This window comes from Streptomyces collinus Tu 365, assembly GCF_000444875.1.
GTDB classification, from domain to species: Bacteria; Actinomycetota; Actinomycetes; order Streptomycetales; family Streptomycetaceae; genus Streptomyces; species Streptomyces collinus_A.
In genome coordinates this window covers 3,633,408-3,653,338 of the sequence record NC_021985.1, presented here as the reverse complement: position 1 = coordinate 3,653,338, position 19,931 = coordinate 3,633,408, and the positions used below count along the sequence as shown (strand labels likewise).

Genomic DNA, 19,931 nt, shown 5'->3' with positions numbered 1-19,931 from the left:
CTACGGCGGACGAGGACAGCACCGTGGGACCCGGCGGTGCGGGTCGAGGTGGATGCCAAGTTCGCGAGCATGCCCACTAGGACAGCGGTTCACACCAGCACTGTCAACTCGCCGCCCGGAATGTGGGACATGTTTCACCTCATCCGGTTCATCTGTCAGGTGAAAGGTTTGTTCACCCGGCAGCCGGGACACATGGCGCACATCCGAGCGCGCAAGCACTCGCGGAACGCGATCGAACGCAGAGGCGTCCTTCTTCGTACAGAGGTTTGTACGGGGTCGGTCACCCTCTCGGGCCTCGTGGGTGTGTCGAGGTTTATGCCGATTTGAACACTTTCCGCATGGCCTTGGTTCCGCAGAGTGAATAACGGGCTCAATAGCAGATCTCGGCTTGACTCGCCCGGAGCAGCACACTTGTAATTTCACTCGTGTCGTTCAGCCGACATCGGTAACGGCTACGCACGGGGACGTGAAAGACAGACGAGGGGCGCACATGACCGAGCTGGTGCAGCAACTGCTGGTCGACGACGCGGACGAGGAACTCGGCTGGCAGGAGCGCGCGCTGTGCGCCCAGACCGACCCCGAGTCCTTCTTCCCCGAGAAGGGCGGCTCCACCAGAGAGGCCAAAAAGGTCTGCCTCGCCTGCGAGGTGCGCTCCGAGTGCCTCGAGTACGCCCTCGCCAACGACGAGCGCTTCGGCATCTGGGGCGGGCTGTCCGAGCGTGAGCGTCGCCGGCTGAAGAAGGCCGCTGTCTGACCGCGTGGAGACCGCCCGCGGACGGCGGAAACCGACAAACCTCGCGAACGGCCCGTCGCCGGTGGGTTATCCACAGGCGGCGGGCCGTCGACATGGTCAGCCGATAGTGTGGGCGCTCGTCCGAGACGCCCCGCTGTCCCCTCGGGACACGGGCGTCCACCGCAGTCCATCGAACCGGGGCCCGTACCTCGATGTCCGTGCACAGCCACAGCCATGCGGCAGCCCAAGACGGCGCTGCCACCCCTGAGTTCCCGCGTCATGTGGTGACGGCGGTCCTCGTCTCCCACGACGGTGCCCGCTGGCTGCCCCACGCGCTCGCCGGGCTGCTCGGCCAGGAGCGCCCCGTCCAGAACGCGGTGGCGGCCGACACCGGCAGCGCGGACGACTCCGCCCGGCTGGTCACCGAGGCCCTCGGCGACGACCGGGTGCTGCACCTCGCCCGGCGCACGGGCTTCGGCCAGGCCGTCGAGGAGGCGAGCCGCATCGCGCCCGCCCTCGGCCCGGACGAGCTGCCCTACCTCAAGCGCCCCAGCGGCTGGGACCCCGTCACGCGCAGCTGGCGCGACGACGCCTACGACCTGCCCGAACTGCCGCACGGAGAACCCGTGCAGTGGCTGTGGCTGCTGCACGACGACTGCGCACCCGAGCCCGACGCCCTCGCCCAGCTGCTCCGGGTCGTCGACAACGAACTGGAACTGGGCCGCGACGACGTGGCGGTCGTCGGCCCCAAGCTGCGCGGCTGGTACGACCGCAGGCAGCTGCTGGAGGTCGGCGTCTCGGTCGCCAACTCCGGCCGCCGCTGGACCGGCCTCGACCGGCGCGAACAGGACCAGGGCCAGCACGACCACGTCCGCACCGTGCTGTCCGTATCCACCGCCGGCATGCTCGTGCGCCGCGACGTCTTCGAGCGGCTCGGCGGCTTCGACCGCAGGCTGCCCCTGATGCGGGACGACCTCGACCTGTGCTGGCGCGCGACCGCCGCCGGCCACCGCGTCCTGGTCGCCCCCGACGCGGTCGTCCGGCATGCCGAGGCGGCCTCCCGCGAGCGCCGTACCGTCGACTGCGTGGGCCGCACCGCCGCCTCCCCGCACAAGGTCGACAAGGCCGGCGCCGTCTACAGCCTCCTCGTCAACACCCGCGCCGCAGCCCTGCCCTGGGTCCTCTTCCGGCTCGTCCTCGGCACCTTCGTCCGCACCCTCGCCTACCTCGTCGGCAAGGTGCCCGGACAGGCCGTCGACGAGATCCGCGGCCTGCTGGGCACCCTGCTGCGGCCCGAGCGGATCCTCGCCGGACGGCGCCGCCGCGGACCCGCGCAGATCGACAAGGGCGAACTGCGCGGGCTCTTCCCGCCGCCCGGCGCGACCGTCCGCGCCACCGTCGAACAGTTCGCGGGCAACTTCTCCAACAGCTCCGACACCGACACCTCCTCGGCCGGCCGGCACGGCGGCGCCGTCGAGTCCGGCCCCGGCGGCGACGACGCCGACTTCCTGGAGATCGAGCAGTTCGCCCGGCTCAAGCGGATCGCCCGCAAGCCCGGCCCGGTGCTCTTCCTGGTCCTGCTGCTCGTCTCGCTCGTCGCCTGCCGCGCCCTGCTCGGCGGCGGCGCGCTCTCGGGCGGCGCCCTGCTGCCCGCCCCGGCCGGCGCCGGCGACCTCTGGTCCCGCTACCTGGACGCCTGGCACCCGGTGGGCGCCGGCGGCACCCCCGCCGCACCCCCCTACCTCGCCGTCGTCGCGAGCCTCGCCTCCCTGCTGTTCGGCTCCACCGGGATCGCGATCACCGCCCTGCTGATCGGCTCCGTGCCGCTGGCCGGGCTCACCGCCTACTTCGCCTCCCGCCCCCTGGTCACCTCACGGCTGCTGCGCGCCTGGGCGGCCATCGCCTACGCCTTCCTGCCCGCGGCCACCGGCGCCCTGGCCGGCGGCCGCATCGGCACCGCCGTCCTCGCCGTGCTGCTGCCGCTCATCGCGCGCGCGGGCGTCGCGGCGAGCGGCCTCACCCACGCCTCCGGCGCCCGCGGCAGCTGGCGCGCGACCTGGGCGTACGCGCTGCTGCTGACCGTCACCACCGCGTTCACGCCGATCGTCTGGCCCGTCGCCCTGATCCTCGGCCTCGGGGTGCTGGTCCTGCGCCGCGGCGACCTCGTCGCCCACGGCCTGCGCTTCCTCGCCCAGCTCGGCACCCCGCTGCTCGTCCTCGCCCCGTGGTCGCTCACCCTGCTGCCCACCGGCTTCTTCACGGAGGCGGGCCTGCCCTACGGCGCCTCGTCCGCCTCCGCGCTCGACCTGCTCGGCGCCAGCCCCGGCGGACCCGGGACCGTGAACGGCCTGATGCTCGTCGGCATCGTCCTGGCCGCCCTGGCCGCACTGCTGCGCTCCGAGCGCCGCCTGGGCATCCTGACCGCCTGGGCGGTCGCCCTGGTGGGCCTCGTCTTCGCCGTCCTGTCCAACCGCTCCACCTGGGCCGGACCGGCCACCCTCGTCTACGGCATCGCCCTGCTGGCCGCCGCCGCGCTCGGCGCCGACGGGGCACGCTCGCGCGTGGCCGAGCAGAACTTCGGCTGGCGCCAGCCGGTAGCCGCCCTCATCGCCTTCGCCTCCGCCGCAGGACCGCTGCTGGTCGCCGCCGGCTGGATGCTCGGCGGCGCCGACGGCCCGCTGGAGCGCCGCGACCCCGTGCAGGTGCCCGCGTTCGTCGCCGAGGACGCCGCCACCCGCGACCAGGCCCGCACGCTGGTCCTGGACAGCGACTCCACCGCCCACGTGCGCTACACCCTGGTCCGCGGCTCCGGCGGCCGCATGGGAGACGCCGAACTGGCCGCGGCCGACGGGGAGAACGCGCGCCTGGACAAGGTCGTCGCCAACCTCGTCGCCGGCTCCGGCGCCGACCAGTCGGGGCAGCTCGGCGGCTTCGCCGTCCGCTACGTCCTCGTCCACAAGGGCGCGCCCCGCGAGGTCACCCGCGTCCTGGACGCCACGCCCGGACTGAGCCGGCTCAGCCAGCAGGACGGCAGCGCCCTGTGGCGCGTCGACCGGCAGGTCTCGCGGGCCACCATCGTGCCCGCCGGCGGATCGGGCGCCGCCCTGTCCGTGGCCGCCGGTCCGGTGGAGATCCACACCACCGTGCCGTCCGGCCCGGGCGGCCGCGTCCTGCGCCTGGCCGACGCCGCCTCCGACGGCTGGACGGCGACCCTGGACGGCAGACCGCTCACCCGCACCACCGTCGACGGCTGGGCCCAGGGCTTCCGGCTCCCCGCCGACGGCGGCACGCTGGACGTCGTCCACGAGGACCCGGTCACCCACACCGCCTGGCTGTGGGCCCAGGGCGCGCTCGCCGTCGTCCTCGTGGTGCTCGCCCTGCCCGGCCGCCGCCGCGACGTCGACGACGACCTCCCCGAGGAGCAGCCGCTGCCCGTCCAGGCCGCCGCCGGAGAGGGCCGCCGCGCCCGCCGGCTGCGCGCCCAGGCCGAGGAGGGCGTCCCGGGGGACCAGCAGGACCCCGGCGCGGCGCCCGCTCCCGAGTACGAGCACGAGCACGACCTCGGGCAGCAGCCGGAGACACCGGCCGTCGTCCCGCAGCAGCAGTCCTACGCCGACTGGGAGTACGCGGGCACCGAGTACGGCGGCTACGCCGACGGCCAGTACCAGGACGCCGGGCACTACCAGAACGCCGGCTACGACCAGCAGGCGTACCGGTCCGACCCGTACCAGTCCGGCGGGCAGCAGCAGTACGACCCCTACGCCTACGGCACCGGCGCGGGCGAGCAGGCGCCGTACGACCCGACGGCGTACCCGCAGGGCTACGACCCGGCCCAGCACCCCTACGGCACCGGCAGTGAGCGCCCCGACGGGAGCCAGCAGTGAAGCGCACCACCCTGTCCCTGATCGCCGGCACGGCCGCGCTGGCCGCCGTCACCGCCTTCGCCGCGCTGGACGCGCCGGCCGCGTCGAGCGCGGGGGCGGGCACCGCCAAGGCGGCCGCCGAACTGCCCGTGGAGCGCACGAGCCTGCTGTGCCCCGCGCCGAGCGTCTCCGACATCGCCGACACGTCGTACACGTCGTTCACCCCGGTCACCCAGGGCACGACGGGCGCCGGCAAGGCCGAACTCCGGTCCGCGGCCGAGCAGTCGGCGGACGGCACGGGTGACGGCACGGCCGGCAAGGGCAAGACGGGCAAGGGCAAGAAGAAGGCCGACGCGCCCGTCCTCGCGCCGAAGGCGCCCGGCACGCCCGCCACCGGCGACACCTCCGGCGCCGACGCGCCCGCGCTGGTCGGCACCGCCGACGGGAAGTTCGCCCCCGGCTGGACCGTCCAGGAGACCACCGCGGTCGCCGCGGGCACCGGCCGCGGCCTCCTGGGTGTCGCCTGCACCGCCCCGGACACCGAGTTCTGGTTCCCGGGCGCCGCCACCTCCGCCGACCGCACCGACTACGTGCACCTCACCAACCCGGACGACTCCGCCGCCGTCGTCGACATCGAGCTCTACGGCAAGAACGGCGCCATCAAGTCCGCGGTGGGCGACGGCTTCACCATCCCGCCGCACGCCAGCAAGCCGGTCCTGCTCTCGACGCTCACCGACGAGCGGCAGACCGACCTGACCGTGCACGTCAGCGTCCGCAGCGGACGGGTCGGCGCGGCCGTGCAGGCCCTGGACGACAAGGTGGGCGGCGACTGGCTGGCCGCCGCCGACGACCCGGCCGGCAGCCTGGTCCTGCCCGGCATCCCGAAGGACGCCACCGACGTCCGCCTGATCGCCTTCACGCCCGGCGACGCCGACGCCGACCTGAAGGTCCGGCTGGCCTCGCCCGGCGGCCTGATCACCCCGGCGGGCAACGAGACCCTGCACGTCAAGTCCGGCATGACGACCGCCGCCGACCTCGGCGCCGTCACCCGCGGCGAGGCCGGCTCCCTGGTCCTCACCCCCACCGACCGGTCCGTGCCGGTCGTGGCGGCGCTGCGGGTGGTCCGCGGCAAGGGCGCCAAGCAGGAGACCGCGTTCATCCCGGCCACGGCGCCCGTCGGCACGCGCGCGACCGCGGCCGACAACAGCGGCAAGAGCACGACGCTCTCCGTGACCGCGCCCACCACCACGGCGACGGTCAAGGTCACCGCGTCGGCGGGCAGCGAGGGCGGCGCACCGGCGACGAAGACCTACACGATCAAGGCGGGCACCACCCAGGACATCGCGGCACCGGCCCCGTCCTCAGGGAAGGGCACCTACGCGCTCACGGTGGAGACCGTCTCCGGCGGCCCGGTGTACGCCGCCCGGACCCTCGCGGCCACCGAGGCCGGCGTCCCCGGCTTCACCATCCAGACGCTCCCGAGCGACCGGGGCCTGGTGGCCGTGCCGGAGGCGGACGAGGACCTGGCGGTCCTGCAGAAGTAGGCGGCCCGCAGGCGCCGGGGGCACGTCACGTCCCCGGCGCCCAGGGCAACAGGCCCTAGTCCTCGCCGTAGCGGGGGTCCACGGTCTCCGGGGTCAGCCCCAGCAGCTCCGCCACCTGCTCCACGACCACCTCGTGCACCAGCGCGGCCCGCTCGTCCCGCCCCTTGGTCCGGATCTCCACCGGCCGCCGGTACACCACGACCCGGCCCCGCCGCCCCTCGCGCGCGGGCACGATCCCGCCCAGTGGCACGGCCTCGTCGCTCCACGCCTCCGTGCCGCGCCCGTCGAGGCGGGGCACCTCGAGCACCACGAAGTCGACGTCGGCGAGCTGCGGCCACCGCCGTTCCAGGCGCTCCACGGAGTCCTGCACCAGGTCCGCGAACACCTCGGCGCGGCTGGCCGCCAGCGGCACCTGCGGCGGCGCGATCGGCCCCCGCATGCCCCGCCCGTGACGATCACGGCGGCGGGGCCCGGGGCCGGCGGCACGGGGCGGTACACGGTTGTCCATCACCGGTGAAGCGTAGTCCCCGCACGCCCCGGCCGCCCGGCCCCACGCGGCGACCGGCCCCCTGACCGCTCCTGTCACGGGATGACCATTCAGGCCAAGCTCTGGCTCGATTCCGTAACCCCCCGAGACCGTCGAACTCAAGGCAATTGACGGTGTTTGTACCGAGTCATGACCGGAGGAAGGGCCGCCGAAGATCGCCCGCCGAGCCGTCCGCGCAGGTCAACAGCCCTTACCCAGAAGGGGGTGTGGGCTGTTTCACAGCACGACACGGTGGAGTGACCTGGGGCAGAGTCGTCGCGGCCCGCTCAAGAGTGCGGTACCGTCCAACATCGTGAGCCCTGTACGTCGCTGTTCGCGCACCGCCTGCGGCCGACCCGCCGTCGCGACGCTGACGTACGTCTACGCCGACTCGACCGCGGTCCTCGGCCCGCTCGCCACCTACGCCGAACCCCACTGCTACGACCTGTGCGCCGAGCACTCCGAGCGCCTCACCGCCCCCCGCGGGTGGGAGGTCGTCCGTCTGCTCGACGGATCGGCGCCCGCGCGGCCCAGCGGGGACGACCTGGAAGCGCTCGCCAACGCCGTGCGCGAGGCGGCCCGCCCCCAGCAACGGGCGGCCGAGGCCGGCGGCGCACGCACCGTGGACCCCATGGAGGTCGCCCGCCGCGGCCACCTGCGCGTCCTGCGCTCCCCGGACAACTGAGCCCCCGCGCAGAGGCGTTCAGCCCCGCCCGGCACCCCCCGCCGGCCCGTCCGATGTCAAGCCCGGCACGCGTCCGGGAGTCCAGTTGGTGTCCGCACACCCGAGCCTTACCCATGACGGGTAGTTTGTGGGCACCCATAGGACTTTCAGGAGGGTTGGCCGTGGCTGCTGATCTGTCGCAGATCGTGAAGGCGTACGACGTACGCGGAGTGGTCCCGGACCAGTGGGACGAGTCGCTGGCCGGCCTCTTCGGCGCCGCCTTCGCCGAGGTGACGGGCGCGGCGGCGATCGTCGTCGGCCACGACATGCGCCCCTCGTCCCCCGGCCTGTCCCGCGCGTTCGCGCTCGGCGCCGCGGCGCGCGGCGTGGACGTCACCGAGATCGGCCTGTGCTCGACGGACCAGCTCTACTACGCCTCGGGCGCGCTGGACCTGCCGGGCGCGATGTTCACGGCCTCCCACAACCCGGCGCAGTACAACGGCATCAAGATGTGCCGGGCCGGCGCCGCCCCCGTCGGCCAGGACACCGGCCTCGCCGAGATCCGCGAACTCGCCGAGCGGTGGCTGGAGTCGGGCGCCCCGGAACCGGCCGCCGCGCCGGGAACCCTCACCACCCGCGAGACGCTGGACGACTACGCGGCGCACCTGCGCTCCCTCGTCGACCTGACCTCGGTCCGCCCCCTGAAGGTCGTCGTCGACGCAGGCAACGGCATGGGCGGCCACACCGTTCCCACCGTCTTCGCCGGACTGCCCCTCACCCTCGTCCCGATGTACTTCGAACTGGACGGCACCTTCCCCAACCACGAGGCCAACCCGCTCGACCCGGCCAACATCGTGGACCTGCAGAAGCGGGTCCCCGCGGAGGGCGCCGACCTCGGCATCGCCTTCGACGGCGACGCCGACCGCTGCTTCGTCGTCGACGAGAACGGCGACCCGGTCTCCCCGTCCGCGATCACCGCGCTGGTCGCCGCGCGCGAACTGGCCCGCAACGGCGGCACGGGCACCGTCATCCACAACCTGATCACCTCCCGCACGGTCCCGGAGGTCGTGAAGGAGAACGGCGGCACCCCGGCCCGCACCCGCGTCGGCCACTCCTTCATCAAGGCCGAGATGGCCCGCGCAGGCGCGATCTTCGGCGGCGAGCACTCCGCCCACTACTACTTCAAGGACTTCTGGAACGCCGACACCGGCATGCTGGCCGCTCTGCACGTCCTCGCGGCCCTCGGCGGCCAGGACGGCCCGCTGTCCGCCCTCGTCGCCCAGTACGACCGCTACGCGGGCTCCGGCGAGATCAACTCCACCGTCGCCGACCAGGCCGGCCGCCTCGCCGCGATCCGCGCCGCCTACGCGGGCCGCCCCGGCATCACCCTCGACGACCTCGACGGCCTCACCGTCTCCGCCGCCGACTGGTGGTTCAACGTCCGCCCGTCCAACACCGAGCCGCTGCTGCGCCTGAACGCGGAGGCCAAGGACGAGGCGACGATGACCAAGATCCGTGACGAGGCGCTGGCGATCATCCGCGCCTGACGCCGATCCCCGGAACGGCTCCGGCCGACCCCGTCGGCCGGCCGCGCCGGCGGTAACCTGACCAGCACATCAGCAAAGCCGTACCCGCCCCCCGAAGGGACACCCCATGCCGCTCGAAGCCGGCCTCCTGGAGATCCTCGCCTGCCCGGCCTGCCACGCCCCCCTCAAGGAGCAGGACGCCGAGCTGATCTGCACCGGCCAGGACTGCGGTCTGGCCTACCCCGTCCGCGACGGCATCCCGGTCCTGCTCGTCGACGAGGCCCGCCGCCCGGCCTAGGGCCTGCGTGGTGCCCCTGGGGCCTTATGCGGTGCCCCCGGGGCCCGTGTGGCGGCCTCGGGGCCGCCACCGGCGTGACGACGGGGCGCCCGCCCGCGCCCCCGCGCCAGACACCCCCCGAACAGGACCCCGGCGAACCGGAGGCTGCCGCCCATGCTCGACGAATCGCTGCTCGACAGCCCGGAGGGCCTCGGCGAGGCCGACCGCCGGGGCCTCCTGCGCGGCGCGGCCGAGGCCGGCGCCCGCGTGCGCACCGCGGCCCGGCACGCCGCCGAGGCCGGCGTCAGGGAGCTCAAGCCCGACGGCCGCCCCCGCGCCGTCCTGATCGCCGGACCCGGCGCGGCCGCCACCCACACCGCCGACCTGCTCGGCTCCCTCGCCGGACCCGGCAGCCCCGTCATCCGGCTGGCGCCCACCGGCGTCGCCCCTGCCGCGGGCGCCCTGCGCTGGGAACTCCCGGGCTGGGCCGGCTCCGTCGACCTGCTGCTGCTCGCCACCCCGGACGGCACCGAACCCAGCCTGTCCCTGCTCGCCGAGCAGGCCTACCGCCGCGGCTGCTCCGTCGTCGCCGTGGCCCCGGCCGGCACCCCGCTCGCCGAGGCCGTCTCCGGCGCCCACGGCCTGCTCGTCCCGATGGCGACGGCACCGTACGACCAGGAGGAACCGCTCGCCGCGTCCTCCTCGGGCGTCTTCTGGGCCCTGCTCACCCCGCTGCTCGCGCTCCTCGACCGCATCGGCCTGCTCACCGCGGCGCCCGACGACCTGGAGAAGGTCGCCGACCGCCTGGACCACATCGCCGAACGCTGCGGCCCCGCCATCGCGACCTACAGCAACCCGGCCAAGACCCTCGCCGCCGAACTCGCCGACTCCCTGCCCGTCGTCTGGACCGAGGGCACCTCCGCCGGGCCCGCGGGCCGCCGCTTCGCCGCCGCCCTCGCCGAACTGGCCGGCCGCCCCGCCGTCGTCGCCGAACTCCCCGAGGCGCTCGCCGCGCACAGCGCCCTGCTGGCCGGCCCCCTCGCCGCCAGCGCCGACCCCGACGACTTCTTCCGCGACCGGGTGGAGGAGCCGCCGGCGCTGCACGCGCGCGTGGTGCTGCTCCGCGACCGCCCCATCGGCGGCCTCACCGCCGCCCCCGGCGCCCGCGACCTGGCCCTCAGCCACGACACCCCGATCAGCGAACTCGAACCGGAGGAGGGCGGCGACCTGGAGACCCTCGCTGAACTGATCGCCGTCACGGATTTCGCCGCTGTTTACCTGGCGCTCGCTTCCGGGGCCTGATCTTGCTCCAGGCCGGCCGGCCCGGGCCCGCCCGGGACGTCCGGCCCGCGCCCACCACCGGACCACGAACCGGCGACGGCGCCGGCCCAGCAGCGTACGTACGGAGACAGAGAAACCACATGGACCGCCTCGACAACACCATCCGCCCCTACGCCTGGGGTTCGCCCACCGCCATCCCGCACCTCCTGGGCGTCGAGCCGACCGGCGAACCGCAGGCGGAGATGTGGATGGGAGCCCACCCGGGCGCTCCCTCGCGCACCGCGCGCGGCACACTCGTCGACGTCATCGACGCCGGCCCGGAGCGCGAACTGGGCACCCCCGCGGTCGCGAAGTTCGGCCCGCGGCTGCCCTTCCTGCTCAAGATCCTCGCCGCCGGCGCGCCGCTCTCCCTCCAGGTCCACCCCGACCTCAAGCAGGCCCAGGAGGGGTACGCCGACGAGGAACGGCGCGGCGTCCCCCTCGACGCGTCCCACCGCAACTACAAGGACGCCAACCACAAGCCCGAACTGATCTGCGCGCTCACCGAGTTCGACGGACTGTGCGGCTTCCGCGACCCGGCCGAGACCGCCCGCCTGCTCGACGGGCTCGGCGTCGACTCCCTGAAGCCGTACGTCGACCTGCTGCGCGCCCACCCCGAGGACGCCGCCCTGAGCGAGGTCCTCACCGCCGTCCTCAGCGCGGACCCCGCCGAGATGGCCCACACGGTCGCCGAGGCCACCGCCGCCTGCACCCGGCTCGGCGGCGACTACGCCCCCTACGCCGGCCTCGCCCACCACTACCCCGGCGACCCCGGCGTGATCGCCGCCATGCTCCTCAACCACGTCCGACTGCAGCCCGGCGAGGCCCTGTTCCTCGGTGCCGGCATCCCGCACGCCTACCTCAACGGCCTCGGCGTCGAGATCATGGCCAACTCCGACAACGTGCTGCGCTGCGGCCTGACCCCCAAACACGTCGACGTGCCCGAACTGCTGCGCGTGGTCCGCTTCGAGGCCCGCGACGCCGGCGTGCTGCGCCCCGAGGCGTCCCCGGACGGCGAGGAGGTCTACGAGACGCCGATCGACGAGTTCCGGCTCTCCCGGTACGCCCTGTCCGAGGGCGGCGAGCCCCACGACCTCACCCTGGAGACCCCGCAGATCCTGCTCTGCACCGCGGGCACCGTCCAGGCCGGCGAACACCGGCTCACGCCCGGCCAGTCGGTCTTCGTCCCGGCGGCCGAGAAGGCCGAGGTGTCCGGCGCGGGCACGGTCTTCCGCGCCACCGTGATCGTATGACCGCGGCTGTGGACACCTGAGGCACCGCCGCCCGGCCGGACTGCAACAATGACCCACCGGCAAAGCACGGGCAAAGACGGGTACACGCCTGGACGGCGTAGACACACGGGCGAAGGGACAACGCGGACTCATGAGCGCGTCAGGCGGTACCAGGGCGATCGTGGCGGCACTCGGCGCCAACCTCGCGATCGCGGCATCGAAGTTCGTGGCGTTCGCGTTCAGCGGCTCCTCGTCGATGCTCGCCGAGGGCGTCCACTCGCTCGCCGACTCCGGCAACCAGTTCCTGCTGCTGATCGGCGGCAAGAAGGCCCAGCGCGAGGCGACCCCGCAGCACCCCTTCGGCTACGGCCGCGAGCGCTACATCTACGCCTTCCTCGTCTCCATCGTCCTCTTCTCGGTCGGCGGCATGTTCGCCATCTACGAGGGCTACGAGAAGATCAGCCACCCGCACGAGATCGAGCGCTGGTACTGGCCGGTGGGCGTCCTCCTCTTCGCGGTCATCGCCGAGGGCTTCTCCTTCCGCACCGCCATCAAGGAGTCCAACGAACTGCGCGGCAAGCTGTCCTGGTCGCAGTTCATCCGCCGGGCCAAGGCCCCCGAGCTGCCCGTCGTCCTCCTGGAGGACTTCGGCGCCCTCATCGGCCTGGTCCTCGCCCTCGTCGGCGTCGGCCTCGCCGTCCTCACCGGCAACGGCGTCTGGGACGGCATCGGCACCGTCTGCATCGGTGTCCTGCTGGTCATGATCGCCCTCGTGCTCGCCGCCGAGACCAAGTCACTGCTGCTCGGCGAGGCAGCCGGCATCGAGGACGTCAAGAAGATCGAGGCCGCGATCGTCGACGGCGACACCGTCACCCGCGTCATCCACATGCGCACCCTCCACCTCGGCCCCGAGGAACTGCTGATCGCCGCCAAGATCGCCGTCCAGCACGACGACACCGCCGCCGAGGTCGCGAAGGCCATCGACGCGGCCGAGGCCCGCATCCGCGCCACCGTCCCCATCGCCCGCGTCATCTACCTGGAACCGGACATCTACAGCGAGGCCGAGGCCGCCAAGGGACCCGACCCGGCGGCCACCCCGGGCGGTCCCACCCCGCACCCGGCCGGCCACTGAGCCCCGCCCCCCGTTCACCCGGAACGACGCGAACCGTTCGGAGGCGGACTGGGGGCCGCCCCGTTCTCCGGTGTAGCTTGGGGTGGAGCCAGACGTCGCTGCTGATGGCGGTCGGGCGGTCCGCGTGCGGACCGGCCGAGGGAGAGAGGGCCTCCGACGGACTGCGCTGCGCGTACGTGGGCATGCCTGTGTCCTCTTCCCGGGCACCCCTGTGTCCGCCGCCGCGCAGACCAGCCGTACCCACCCTCGACCCAATCCCGAGGAGCAGCTCGCAATGACGACTGTCGACAACCGACAGGACTTCAAGGTCGCCGACCTCTCCCTGGCCGACTTCGGCCGCAAGGAGATCACCCTCGCCGAGCACGAGATGCCGGGCCTGATGGCGATCCGCAAGGAGTACGCCGAGGCCCAGCCCCTCGCCGGCGCCCGCGTCACCGGCTCCCTGCACATGACCGTGCAGACCGCCGTCCTCATCGAGACCCTGGTCGCCCTCGGCGCCCAGGTCCGCTGGGCCTCCTGCAACATCTTCTCCACCCAGGACCACGCGGCCGCCGCCATCGCCGTCGGCCCGGACGGCACGCCCGACAACCCGCAGGGCGTCCCGGTCTTCGCCTGGAAGGGCGAGACCCTGGAGGAGTACTGGTGGTGCACCGAGCAGGCGCTGACCTGGCCTGACAGCCCCACCGGCGGCCCGAACATGATCCTCGACGACGGTGGCGACGCCACCCTGCTCGTCCACAAGGGCGTCGAGTACGAGAAGGACGGCAAGGTCCCCTCCGTCGACACCGCCGAGTCCGACGAGCACCGCGTCATCCTGGAACTGCTGCACCGCACCATCACGGACGGCTCGCAGAAGTGGACCCAGCTGGCCTCCGAGATCCGCGGTGTCACCGAGGAGACCACCACCGGCGTCCACCGCCTGTACGAGATGCACCGCGACGGCACCCTGCTGTTCCCGGCGATCAACGTGAACGACGCCGTCACCAAGTCGAAGTTCGACAACAAGTACGGCTGCCGCCACTCCCTGATCGACGGCATCAACCGCGCCACCGACACCCTGATCGGCGGCAAGACCGCCGTCGTCTGCGGCTACGGCGACGTCGGCAAGGGCTGCGCGGAGTCCCTGCGCGGCCAGGGCGCCCGAGTGATCATCACCGAGATCGACCCGATCTGCGCGCTGCAGGCGGCGATGGACGGCTACCAGGTCACGACCCTCGACGAGGTCATCGACAAGGCCGACATCTTCGTCACCACGACGGGCAACAAGGACATCATCATGGCCACGGACATGGCCAAGATGAAGCACCAGGCGATCGTCGGCAACATCGGCCACTTCGACAACGAGATCGACATGGCCGGCCTCGCCAAGATCCCCGGCATCGTCAAGGACGAGGTCAAGCCGCAGGTCCACACCTGGAAGTTCCCCGACGGCAAGGTCATCATCGTGCTGTCCGAGGGCCGCCTGCTGAACCTGGGCAACGCCACCGGCCACCCCTCGTTCGTGATGTCCAACTCGTTCGCGGACCAGACCCTGGCCCAGATCGAGCTGTTCACCAAGCCCGACGCCTACCCGACCGACGTCTACGTGCTGCCCAAGCACCTCGACGAGAAGGTCGCCCGACTGCACCTGGACGCTCTCGGCGTGAAGCTCACCACGCTGCGCCCCGAGCAGGCCGCGTACATCGGCGTCGAGGTCGAGGGCCCGTACAAGTCGGACCACTACCGCTACTGAGTCCGAAGGTCGGCAGATCCGCCGAGGCAGGCCCCCGCACCCCCGTGCCGGGGGCCTGCCCCTTTGGTCTCTGGCCGGACCAGCCCGTCAAGACCCAGGACCCCCATGCCCCGCGGCCGCTATTCGCTCCACGATCCGCACGACCACACCCCCCTGGCACAAGAGCACTTCCAGTGCGCCCCCGGCCCGTCCGGCTGGCGCTACGTCTCACAGCTGACCACTCCCGCGGGCGATCACCGCGGCTCGGTCGACCTCGCCCTCGACGAACTCGGCCGCCCCATTCGCCTGGAACTCCACGCGGGTGGCTGGCAGGTGCGCGGCGCCGCCCTCGACGGCGTCACCTGGGTCCGCACCGACCCCACCGGCACCCATGCCACCGAAGGCAATGTGCGCGCCCACGCCTTCACCGGTACGTCCCCCGCGTTCCTCGTCGCCACCGCCCGTCTCCTGCGCCTCACCCCCTCCTCGGCCGCGACCCGCGTACGCCTCGTGGCCTTCACCGATCCGGTGCTCGCCCCGCTCACCGTGGACCAGTCCTGGGCCTTGGTGGACAGCGAAACACACGCCACTGACAACGGGCCCCTGACCGTGGACGAATACCAGGTCACAGCGCTGGACACGGGCGAACGGCACACCGTCCACCTCGCCGGGGACGTGGTCCTGTCCGCGCCCGGGATCGAGCTGGAGGACCTCCAGTCACCGCCGTCCGCCTTCGACCGGCCGGACCTCGGCTGACAGCCGGACCGCCTGGCTACGCCGGAGGCACGAAGCCGGTGGAACCGGAAGCCGAACCCGAGCCCGGACCCGAGTTCACCGGCCGGTCCGGCGACACCTCGTCCCGCTGACCCGAGACCGGCCGCGCCCCGGCAGCCCGGGACCACCGCGAGGCCCCGTCCTGGGTCTGAGCCGGCGCCGGTTCGGCGGGCTCGGCGAAGGGGACGGAGGGCGGAGCGGGCGAAGCGAACTGATTCGGCCGGGCCGGCTGGGCGTGGTGCGCGGGGTCCTGCGGCCACCCCGGCGCCTGCGGCTGAGCGCCCCCCGCCTCGTACCCACCTGGCGGATACGCACCCACCGGGTACGCACCCGCGCCGGCTGGCCGGCCCGCGAACGCCTGCCGCGCCTCACGCGCCTGCCGCTCGTGGACCACGGCCGCGAGGAACGCGGTGGGGTGCACACCCTGCGGCGGCTGGGCACCGGTACGAGCCGAGAGATCGGCCGCGAGCCGCTGCGCCATGTCCCAGGACACCTGGGGATCGAGCTGCCGCATCCGCGTCAGGTACTGCCGGACGGCCAGCCACAGGCCGTCCGGTACGGCCGACAGGTCGAGCTCGCCGAACCGCCCCGCCAGCTCCGGCGGCGGCGGAGGCACGACACCGGCCGGCCCGACGGGAATCCGCTCGCGCACGACCAGCGTGCCCGCGAACACGTCCCCGAGCCGCCTGCCCCGCGCCGACACCAGCGAGGCGATGCAGGCCACGACCCCGAACGTCATCAGGATCTCGACGACCCCGATGGCACCGCGCACCAGCGCGTGCCGGAACCGGATCGGCCCCCCGTCGTCCCGCACCACACGCAGCCCGAACGCGAGCTTGCCCAGCGAGCGCCCGTGGCTGAGCGTCTCCACCGCGATCGGGGCGCCGACCAGCACCAGCAGGAAGGTCGCGATCGACAGCGCGACCTGCGCCGCCTCGTCCAGCGAAGCGGTCGCCGCCACCAGCACCACGGTCACCGCGATGTAGCCGACCACGGCCACGACCAGGTCGAGCAGCACCGCGAGCGCCCTGCTCGGCAGCTTCGCGGGCCGCAGTTCGAGCGCCACCGCCTCACCGGTCACCAGCTCACTCACGTCCGCCGCCCTTCCCCTGATCTGCCCCTCGGACCGCAAGTCTGCCAAGCTGAGGGCGCATCGCGCCCCAGTAGGACAAGCTGACAGCATCACGAGCATCCACGACGGGCAGTGGAGACCAGCCGAGGAGCAGGCAGACCCCATGGACCTGGACGTCTTCGTCGCCACTCACCGCGCCGAATGGGACCGCCTCGACGCCCTGCTCCGCCGCCAGCGCCGCCTCAACGGCGCCGAGGCCGACGAACTGATCGCCCTCTACCAGCGCACGGCCACCCACCTCTCCCTCCTCCAGTCCAGTGCGCCCGACCCGCAGCTCACCGGTCGGCTCAGTCAGCTCGTGGCACGCGCGCGAGGTGCCGTCACCGGCACCCGACGCGCGTCGTGGCGGGACGCCACCCGCTTCCTGCTGGAGGGCTTCCCCGCCGCCGTCTACCGCGCGCGGTACTGGTGGGTGCCCACCGCGCTCGTCTCCACCGTCGTCGCGATCCTCCTCGGCTGGTGGATAGGCACGCACCCGGAGGTGCAGTCGACCATCGCGGCGCCCGGCCAGCTGCGTGAGCTGACCCGTCCCGGCGGGGAGTACGAGACCTACTACTCGAGCCACCCGGCGGCGTCGTTCGCCGCACAGGTGTGGACGAACAACGCACAGGCCGCGGCGATGTGCCTGGTCCTGGGCGTCTTCCTGGGCCTTCCGGTGCTCTGGATCCTCTTCGAGAACATGCTCAACCTGGGTGTCGGCATCGGCCTGATGTCCTCCGCAGGCCGGCTCGACACCTTCCTGGGCCTGATCCTTCCGCACGGTCTGCTCGAACTGACGGCCGTCTTCGTCGCCGCCGGCACCGGCCTCCGTCTCGGCTGGACCCTCGTCGATCCCGGTCCCCGCACCCGGCGCGCCGCGCTCGCCGAGGAGGGCAGGGCCGCCGTCGGCATGGCCATCGGCCTCGCCCTGGTCCTGTTCGTATCCGGGGCCATCGAAGGCTTCGTCACCCCCTCCGGGCTGCCCACCTGGGCCCGCATCGGCATCGGCGTGGTCGCTGAGGCGGCGTTCCTGACGTACGTCTACGTCCTCGGGGGCAGGGCGGCGCGCAGCGGCCAGACGGGTGATCTGGAGGCGGCTGGACGCAGCTCCGCCGTGCCCATGGCCGCCTGATGTGCGTCCGGCCCTCGTGAGCTGCTAGTCTCCTCTTCGCCCCGCAAAACCTGTTGACACAGGCGGAGTGGGGAGGTAGATTCATTGAGTTGCCTAGAACTGGACAAGTTCAGGGCCGATTGTTAGAATCTATCTGCTCCCAAAGAAGTCGCGAAGGCGCTTCCGTGGAGCACCCCCGATAACTACTCAGAAATGAGCGGCCGGTCAGACCGGCCAAAAACTTCTGATAAAGTCGGAACCGCCGGAAAGGGAAACGCGAAAGCGAAGACCTGGAAAGCACCGAGGAAATCGGATCGAGAAAAGATCTGATAGAGTCGGAAACGCAAGACCGAAGGGAAGCGCCCGGAGGAAAGCCCGAGAGGGTGAGTACAAAGGAAGCGACCGTTCCTTGAGAACTCAACAGCGTGCCAAAAATCAACGCCAGATATGTTGATACCCCGTCTCCGGCCATCACGGCTGGGACGAGGTTCCTTTGAAAAACACAGCGAGGACGCTGTGTGCGAGGGGACTATTCCTCCTCTCGCACCGCTCTCGTGGTGTTCAACCGGATTACCGGTAAACATTCACGGAGAGTTTGATCCTGGCTCAGGACGAACGCTGGCGGCGTGCTTAACACATGCAAGTCGAACGATGAACCACTTCGGTGGGGATTAGTGGCGAACGGGTGAGTAACACGTGGGCAATCTGCCCTTCACTCTGGGACAAGCCCTGGAAACGGGGTCTAATACCGGATATGAGCTTCCACCGCATGGTGGAGGCTGTAAAGCTCCGGCGGTGAAGGATGAGCCCGCGGCCTATCAGCTTGTTGGTGAGGTAATGGCTCACCAAGGCGACGACGGGTAGCCGGCCTGAGAGGGCGACCGGCCACACTGGGACTGAGACACGGCCCAGACTCCTACGGGAGGCAGCAGTGGGGAATATTGCACAATGGGCGAAAGCCTGATGCAGCGACGCCGCGTGAGGGATGACGGCCTTCGGGTTGTAAACCTCTTTCAGCAGGGAAGAAGCGAAAGTGACGGTACCTGCAGAAGAAGCGCCGGCTAACTACGTGCCAGCAGCCGCGGTAATACGTAGGGCGCAAGCGTTGTCCGGAATTATTGGGCGTAAAGAGCTCGTAGGCGGCTTGTCACGTCGATTGTGAAAGCCCGAGGCTTAACCTCGGGTCTGCAGTCGATACGGGCTAGCTAGAGTGTGGTAGGGGAGATCGGAATTCCTGGTGTAGCGGTGAAATGCGCAGATATCAGGAGGAACACCGGTGGCGAAGGCGGATCTCTGGGCCATTACTGACGCTGAGGAGCGAAAGCGTGGGGAGCGAACAGGATTAGATACCCTGGTAGTCCACGCCGTAAACGGTGGGAACTAGGTGTTGGCGACATTCCACGTCGTCGGTGCCGCAGCTAACGCATTAAGTTCCCCGCCTGGGGAGTACGGCCGCAAGGCTAAAACTCAAAGGAATTGACGGGGGCCCGCACAAGCGGCGGAGCATGTGGCTTAATTCGACGCAACGCGAAGAACCTTACCAAGGCTTGACATACACCGGAAACGTCTGGAGACAGGCGCCCCCTTGTGGTCGGTGTACAGGTGGTGCATGGCTGTCGTCAGCTCGTGTCGTGAGATGTTGGGTTAAGTCCCGCAACGAGCGCAACCCTTGTTCTGTGTTGCCAGCATGCCCTTCGGGGTGATGGGGACTCACAGGAGACCGCCGGGGTCAACTCGGAGGAAGGTGGGGACGACGTCAAGTCATCATGCCCCTTATGTCTTGGGCTGCACACGTGCTACAATGGCCGGTACAATGAGCTGCGATACCGTGAGGTGGAGCGAATCTCAAAAAGCCGGTCTCAGTTCGGATTGGGGTCTGCAACTCGACCCCATGAAGTCGGAGTCGCTAGTAATCGCAGATCAGCATTGCTGCGGTGAATACGTTCCCGGGCCTTGTACACACCGCCCGTCACGTCACGAAAGTTGGTAACACCCGAAGCCGGTGGCCCAACCCCTTGTGGGAGGGAGCTGTCGAAGGTGGGACTAGCGATTGGGACGAAGTCGTAACAAGGTAGCCGTACCGGAAGGTGCGGCTGGATCACCTCCTTTCTAAGGAGCACTTCTTAACCGGCTTCGGCTGGTTCAGAGGCCAGAACATCAGCGAACGTCTGATGCTGGTTGCTCATGGGTGGAACGTTGATTATTCGGCCAGGACCTCGGGTCGGAGGCTGCTAGTACTGCTCGCAAGAGCGTGGAACGCATGATCTCCGGACGGGATCCGGCCGGGCACGCTGTTGGGTGTCTGAGGGAATGAACTTCCTCAGTCGCCGGCCCCAGTGCACTCGGATCGAATGGTTCGGGGTGATGGGTGGCTGGTCGTTGTTTGAGAACTGCACAGTGGACGCGA

At 71.4% G+C, this 19,931-nt stretch carries 14 protein-coding genes and 1 rRNA gene; 13 read left to right on the top strand and 2 right to left on the bottom strand.

Features of this window, described 5'->3' with window-relative positions; genetic code table 11:
* Positions 1–490 precede the first annotated feature (490 nt).
* From B446_RS15740 to B446_RS15730, 3 genes are all read left to right on the top strand, one after another.
* Positions 491–754: a WhiB family transcriptional regulator gene (locus tag B446_RS15740; protein WP_003975777.1), complete on the top strand. Its 264-nt coding sequence runs from the start codon at positions 491–493 to the stop codon at positions 752–754.
* A 191-nt stretch (positions 755–945) separates the two neighbouring features.
* Positions 946–4,617 (top strand): glycosyltransferase family 2 protein, encoded by a 3,672-nt coding sequence (locus tag B446_RS15735; protein ID WP_106960578.1) that lies wholly within the window; start codon positions 946–948, stop codon positions 4,615–4,617.
* On the top strand, positions 4,614–6,140 hold the full coding sequence (locus B446_RS15730) for a DUF5719 family protein (RefSeq protein ID WP_020940435.1): 1,527 nt from the start codon (positions 4,614–4,616) through the stop codon (positions 6,138–6,140). Before B446_RS15735 ends, B446_RS15730 begins: the two co-directional genes overlap by 4 nt.
* Before the next feature lie 55 nt (positions 6,141–6,195).
* Here the strand turns inward: B446_RS15730 and B446_RS15725 are convergent, their stop codons facing one another.
* Positions 6,196–6,579 (bottom strand): metallopeptidase family protein, encoded by a 384-nt coding sequence (locus B446_RS15725; protein WP_020940434.1) that lies wholly within the window; start codon positions 6,577–6,579, stop codon positions 6,196–6,198.
* Positions 6,580–6,979: 400 nt separating this feature from the next.
* On the opposite strand from B446_RS15725, the gene B446_RS15720 reads away from it, so the two are divergent.
* The 8 genes from B446_RS15720 (at position 6,980) to B446_RS15690 (ending at position 15,284) form a co-directional block, all read left to right on the top strand.
* Positions 6,980–7,351, top strand: coding sequence for a DUF3499 domain-containing protein (locus B446_RS15720; RefSeq protein WP_020940433.1), 372 nt, complete (start codon positions 6,980–6,982; stop codon positions 7,349–7,351).
* A 161-nt stretch (positions 7,352–7,512) separates the two neighbouring features.
* The gene (locus B446_RS15715; RefSeq protein WP_020940432.1) at positions 7,513–8,877 is read left to right on the top strand and encodes a phosphomannomutase/phosphoglucomutase; all 1,365 of its coding nucleotides are present in this window, start codon (positions 7,513–7,515) and stop codon (positions 8,875–8,877) included.
* A 106-nt stretch (positions 8,878–8,983) separates the two neighbouring features.
* The gene (locus B446_RS37060; protein WP_020940431.1) at positions 8,984–9,154 is read left to right on the top strand and encodes a Trm112 family protein; all 171 of its coding nucleotides are present in this window, start codon (positions 8,984–8,986) and stop codon (positions 9,152–9,154) included.
* 153 nt (positions 9,155–9,307) lie between these two features.
* Positions 9,308–10,435, top strand: coding sequence for an SIS domain-containing protein (locus B446_RS15710; protein WP_020940430.1), 1,128 nt, complete (start codon positions 9,308–9,310; stop codon positions 10,433–10,435).
* 119 nt (positions 10,436–10,554) lie between these two features.
* Positions 10,555–11,706 (top strand): mannose-6-phosphate isomerase, class I, encoded by a 1,152-nt coding sequence (gene manA, locus B446_RS15705; RefSeq protein WP_020940429.1) that lies wholly within the window; start codon positions 10,555–10,557, stop codon positions 11,704–11,706.
* 130 nt (positions 11,707–11,836) lie between these two features.
* Complete coding sequence (locus B446_RS15700; RefSeq protein ID WP_043475674.1) at positions 11,837–12,817, top strand: cation diffusion facilitator family transporter; 981 nt, start codon at positions 11,837–11,839, stop codon at positions 12,815–12,817.
* A gap of 274 nt (positions 12,818–13,091) precedes the next feature.
* Positions 13,092–14,549 carry an adenosylhomocysteinase gene (ahcY, locus tag B446_RS15695; RefSeq protein ID WP_020940427.1) on the top strand — a complete coding sequence of 486 codons (1,458 nt, stop codon included), beginning with the start codon at positions 13,092–13,094 and terminating at the stop codon, positions 14,547–14,549.
* A gap of 105 nt (positions 14,550–14,654) precedes the next feature.
* Entirely contained in the window at positions 14,655–15,284 is a 630-nt protein-coding gene (locus B446_RS15690; RefSeq protein WP_020940426.1) for a hypothetical protein, read from the top strand.
* A gap of 16 nt (positions 15,285–15,300) precedes the next feature.
* Here the strand turns inward: B446_RS15690 and B446_RS15685 are convergent, their stop codons facing one another.
* Positions 15,301–16,395, bottom strand: a complete 1,095-nt coding sequence (locus B446_RS15685) for an RDD family protein (RefSeq protein WP_020940425.1) — start codon at positions 16,393–16,395, stop codon at positions 15,301–15,303.
* A gap of 142 nt (positions 16,396–16,537) precedes the next feature.
* On the opposite strand from B446_RS15685, the gene B446_RS15680 reads away from it, so the two are divergent.
* A complete protein-coding gene (locus tag B446_RS15680) occupies positions 16,538–17,545 on the top strand; it encodes a stage II sporulation protein M (RefSeq protein ID WP_020940424.1) in 1,008 nt (335 codons plus the stop codon).
* A gap of 562 nt (positions 17,546–18,107) precedes the next feature.
* Positions 18,108–19,633 (top strand): 16S ribosomal RNA (locus tag B446_RS15675).
* The last annotated feature ends 298 nt before the right edge of the window (positions 19,634–19,931 follow it).

Coding starts and splice junctions, on each gene's coding strand:
- manA (WP_020940429.1), top strand. CDS start 10,555: ATGGACCGCCTCGACAACACCATCCGCCCCTACGCCTGGGGTTCGCCC.
- ahcY (WP_020940427.1), top strand. CDS start 13,092: ATGACGACTGTCGACAACCGACAGGACTTCAAGGTCGCCGACCTCTCC.
- B446_RS15725 (WP_020940434.1), bottom strand. CDS start 6,579: ATGCGGGGGCCGATCGCGCCGCCGCAGGTGCCGCTGGCGGCCAGCCGC.
- B446_RS37060 (WP_020940431.1), top strand. CDS start 8,984: ATGCCGCTCGAAGCCGGCCTCCTGGAGATCCTCGCCTGCCCGGCCTGC.
- B446_RS15680 (WP_020940424.1), top strand. CDS start 16,538: ATGGACCTGGACGTCTTCGTCGCCACTCACCGCGCCGAATGGGACCGC.
- B446_RS15735 (WP_106960578.1), top strand. CDS start 946: ATGTCCGTGCACAGCCACAGCCATGCGGCAGCCCAAGACGGCGCTGCC.
- B446_RS15700 (WP_043475674.1), top strand. CDS start 11,837: ATGAGCGCGTCAGGCGGTACCAGGGCGATCGTGGCGGCACTCGGCGCC.
- B446_RS15690 (WP_020940426.1), top strand. CDS start 14,655: ATGCCCCGCGGCCGCTATTCGCTCCACGATCCGCACGACCACACCCCC.
- B446_RS15710 (WP_020940430.1), top strand. CDS start 9,308: ATGCTCGACGAATCGCTGCTCGACAGCCCGGAGGGCCTCGGCGAGGCC.
- B446_RS15740 (WP_003975777.1), top strand. CDS start 491: ATGACCGAGCTGGTGCAGCAACTGCTGGTCGACGACGCGGACGAGGAA.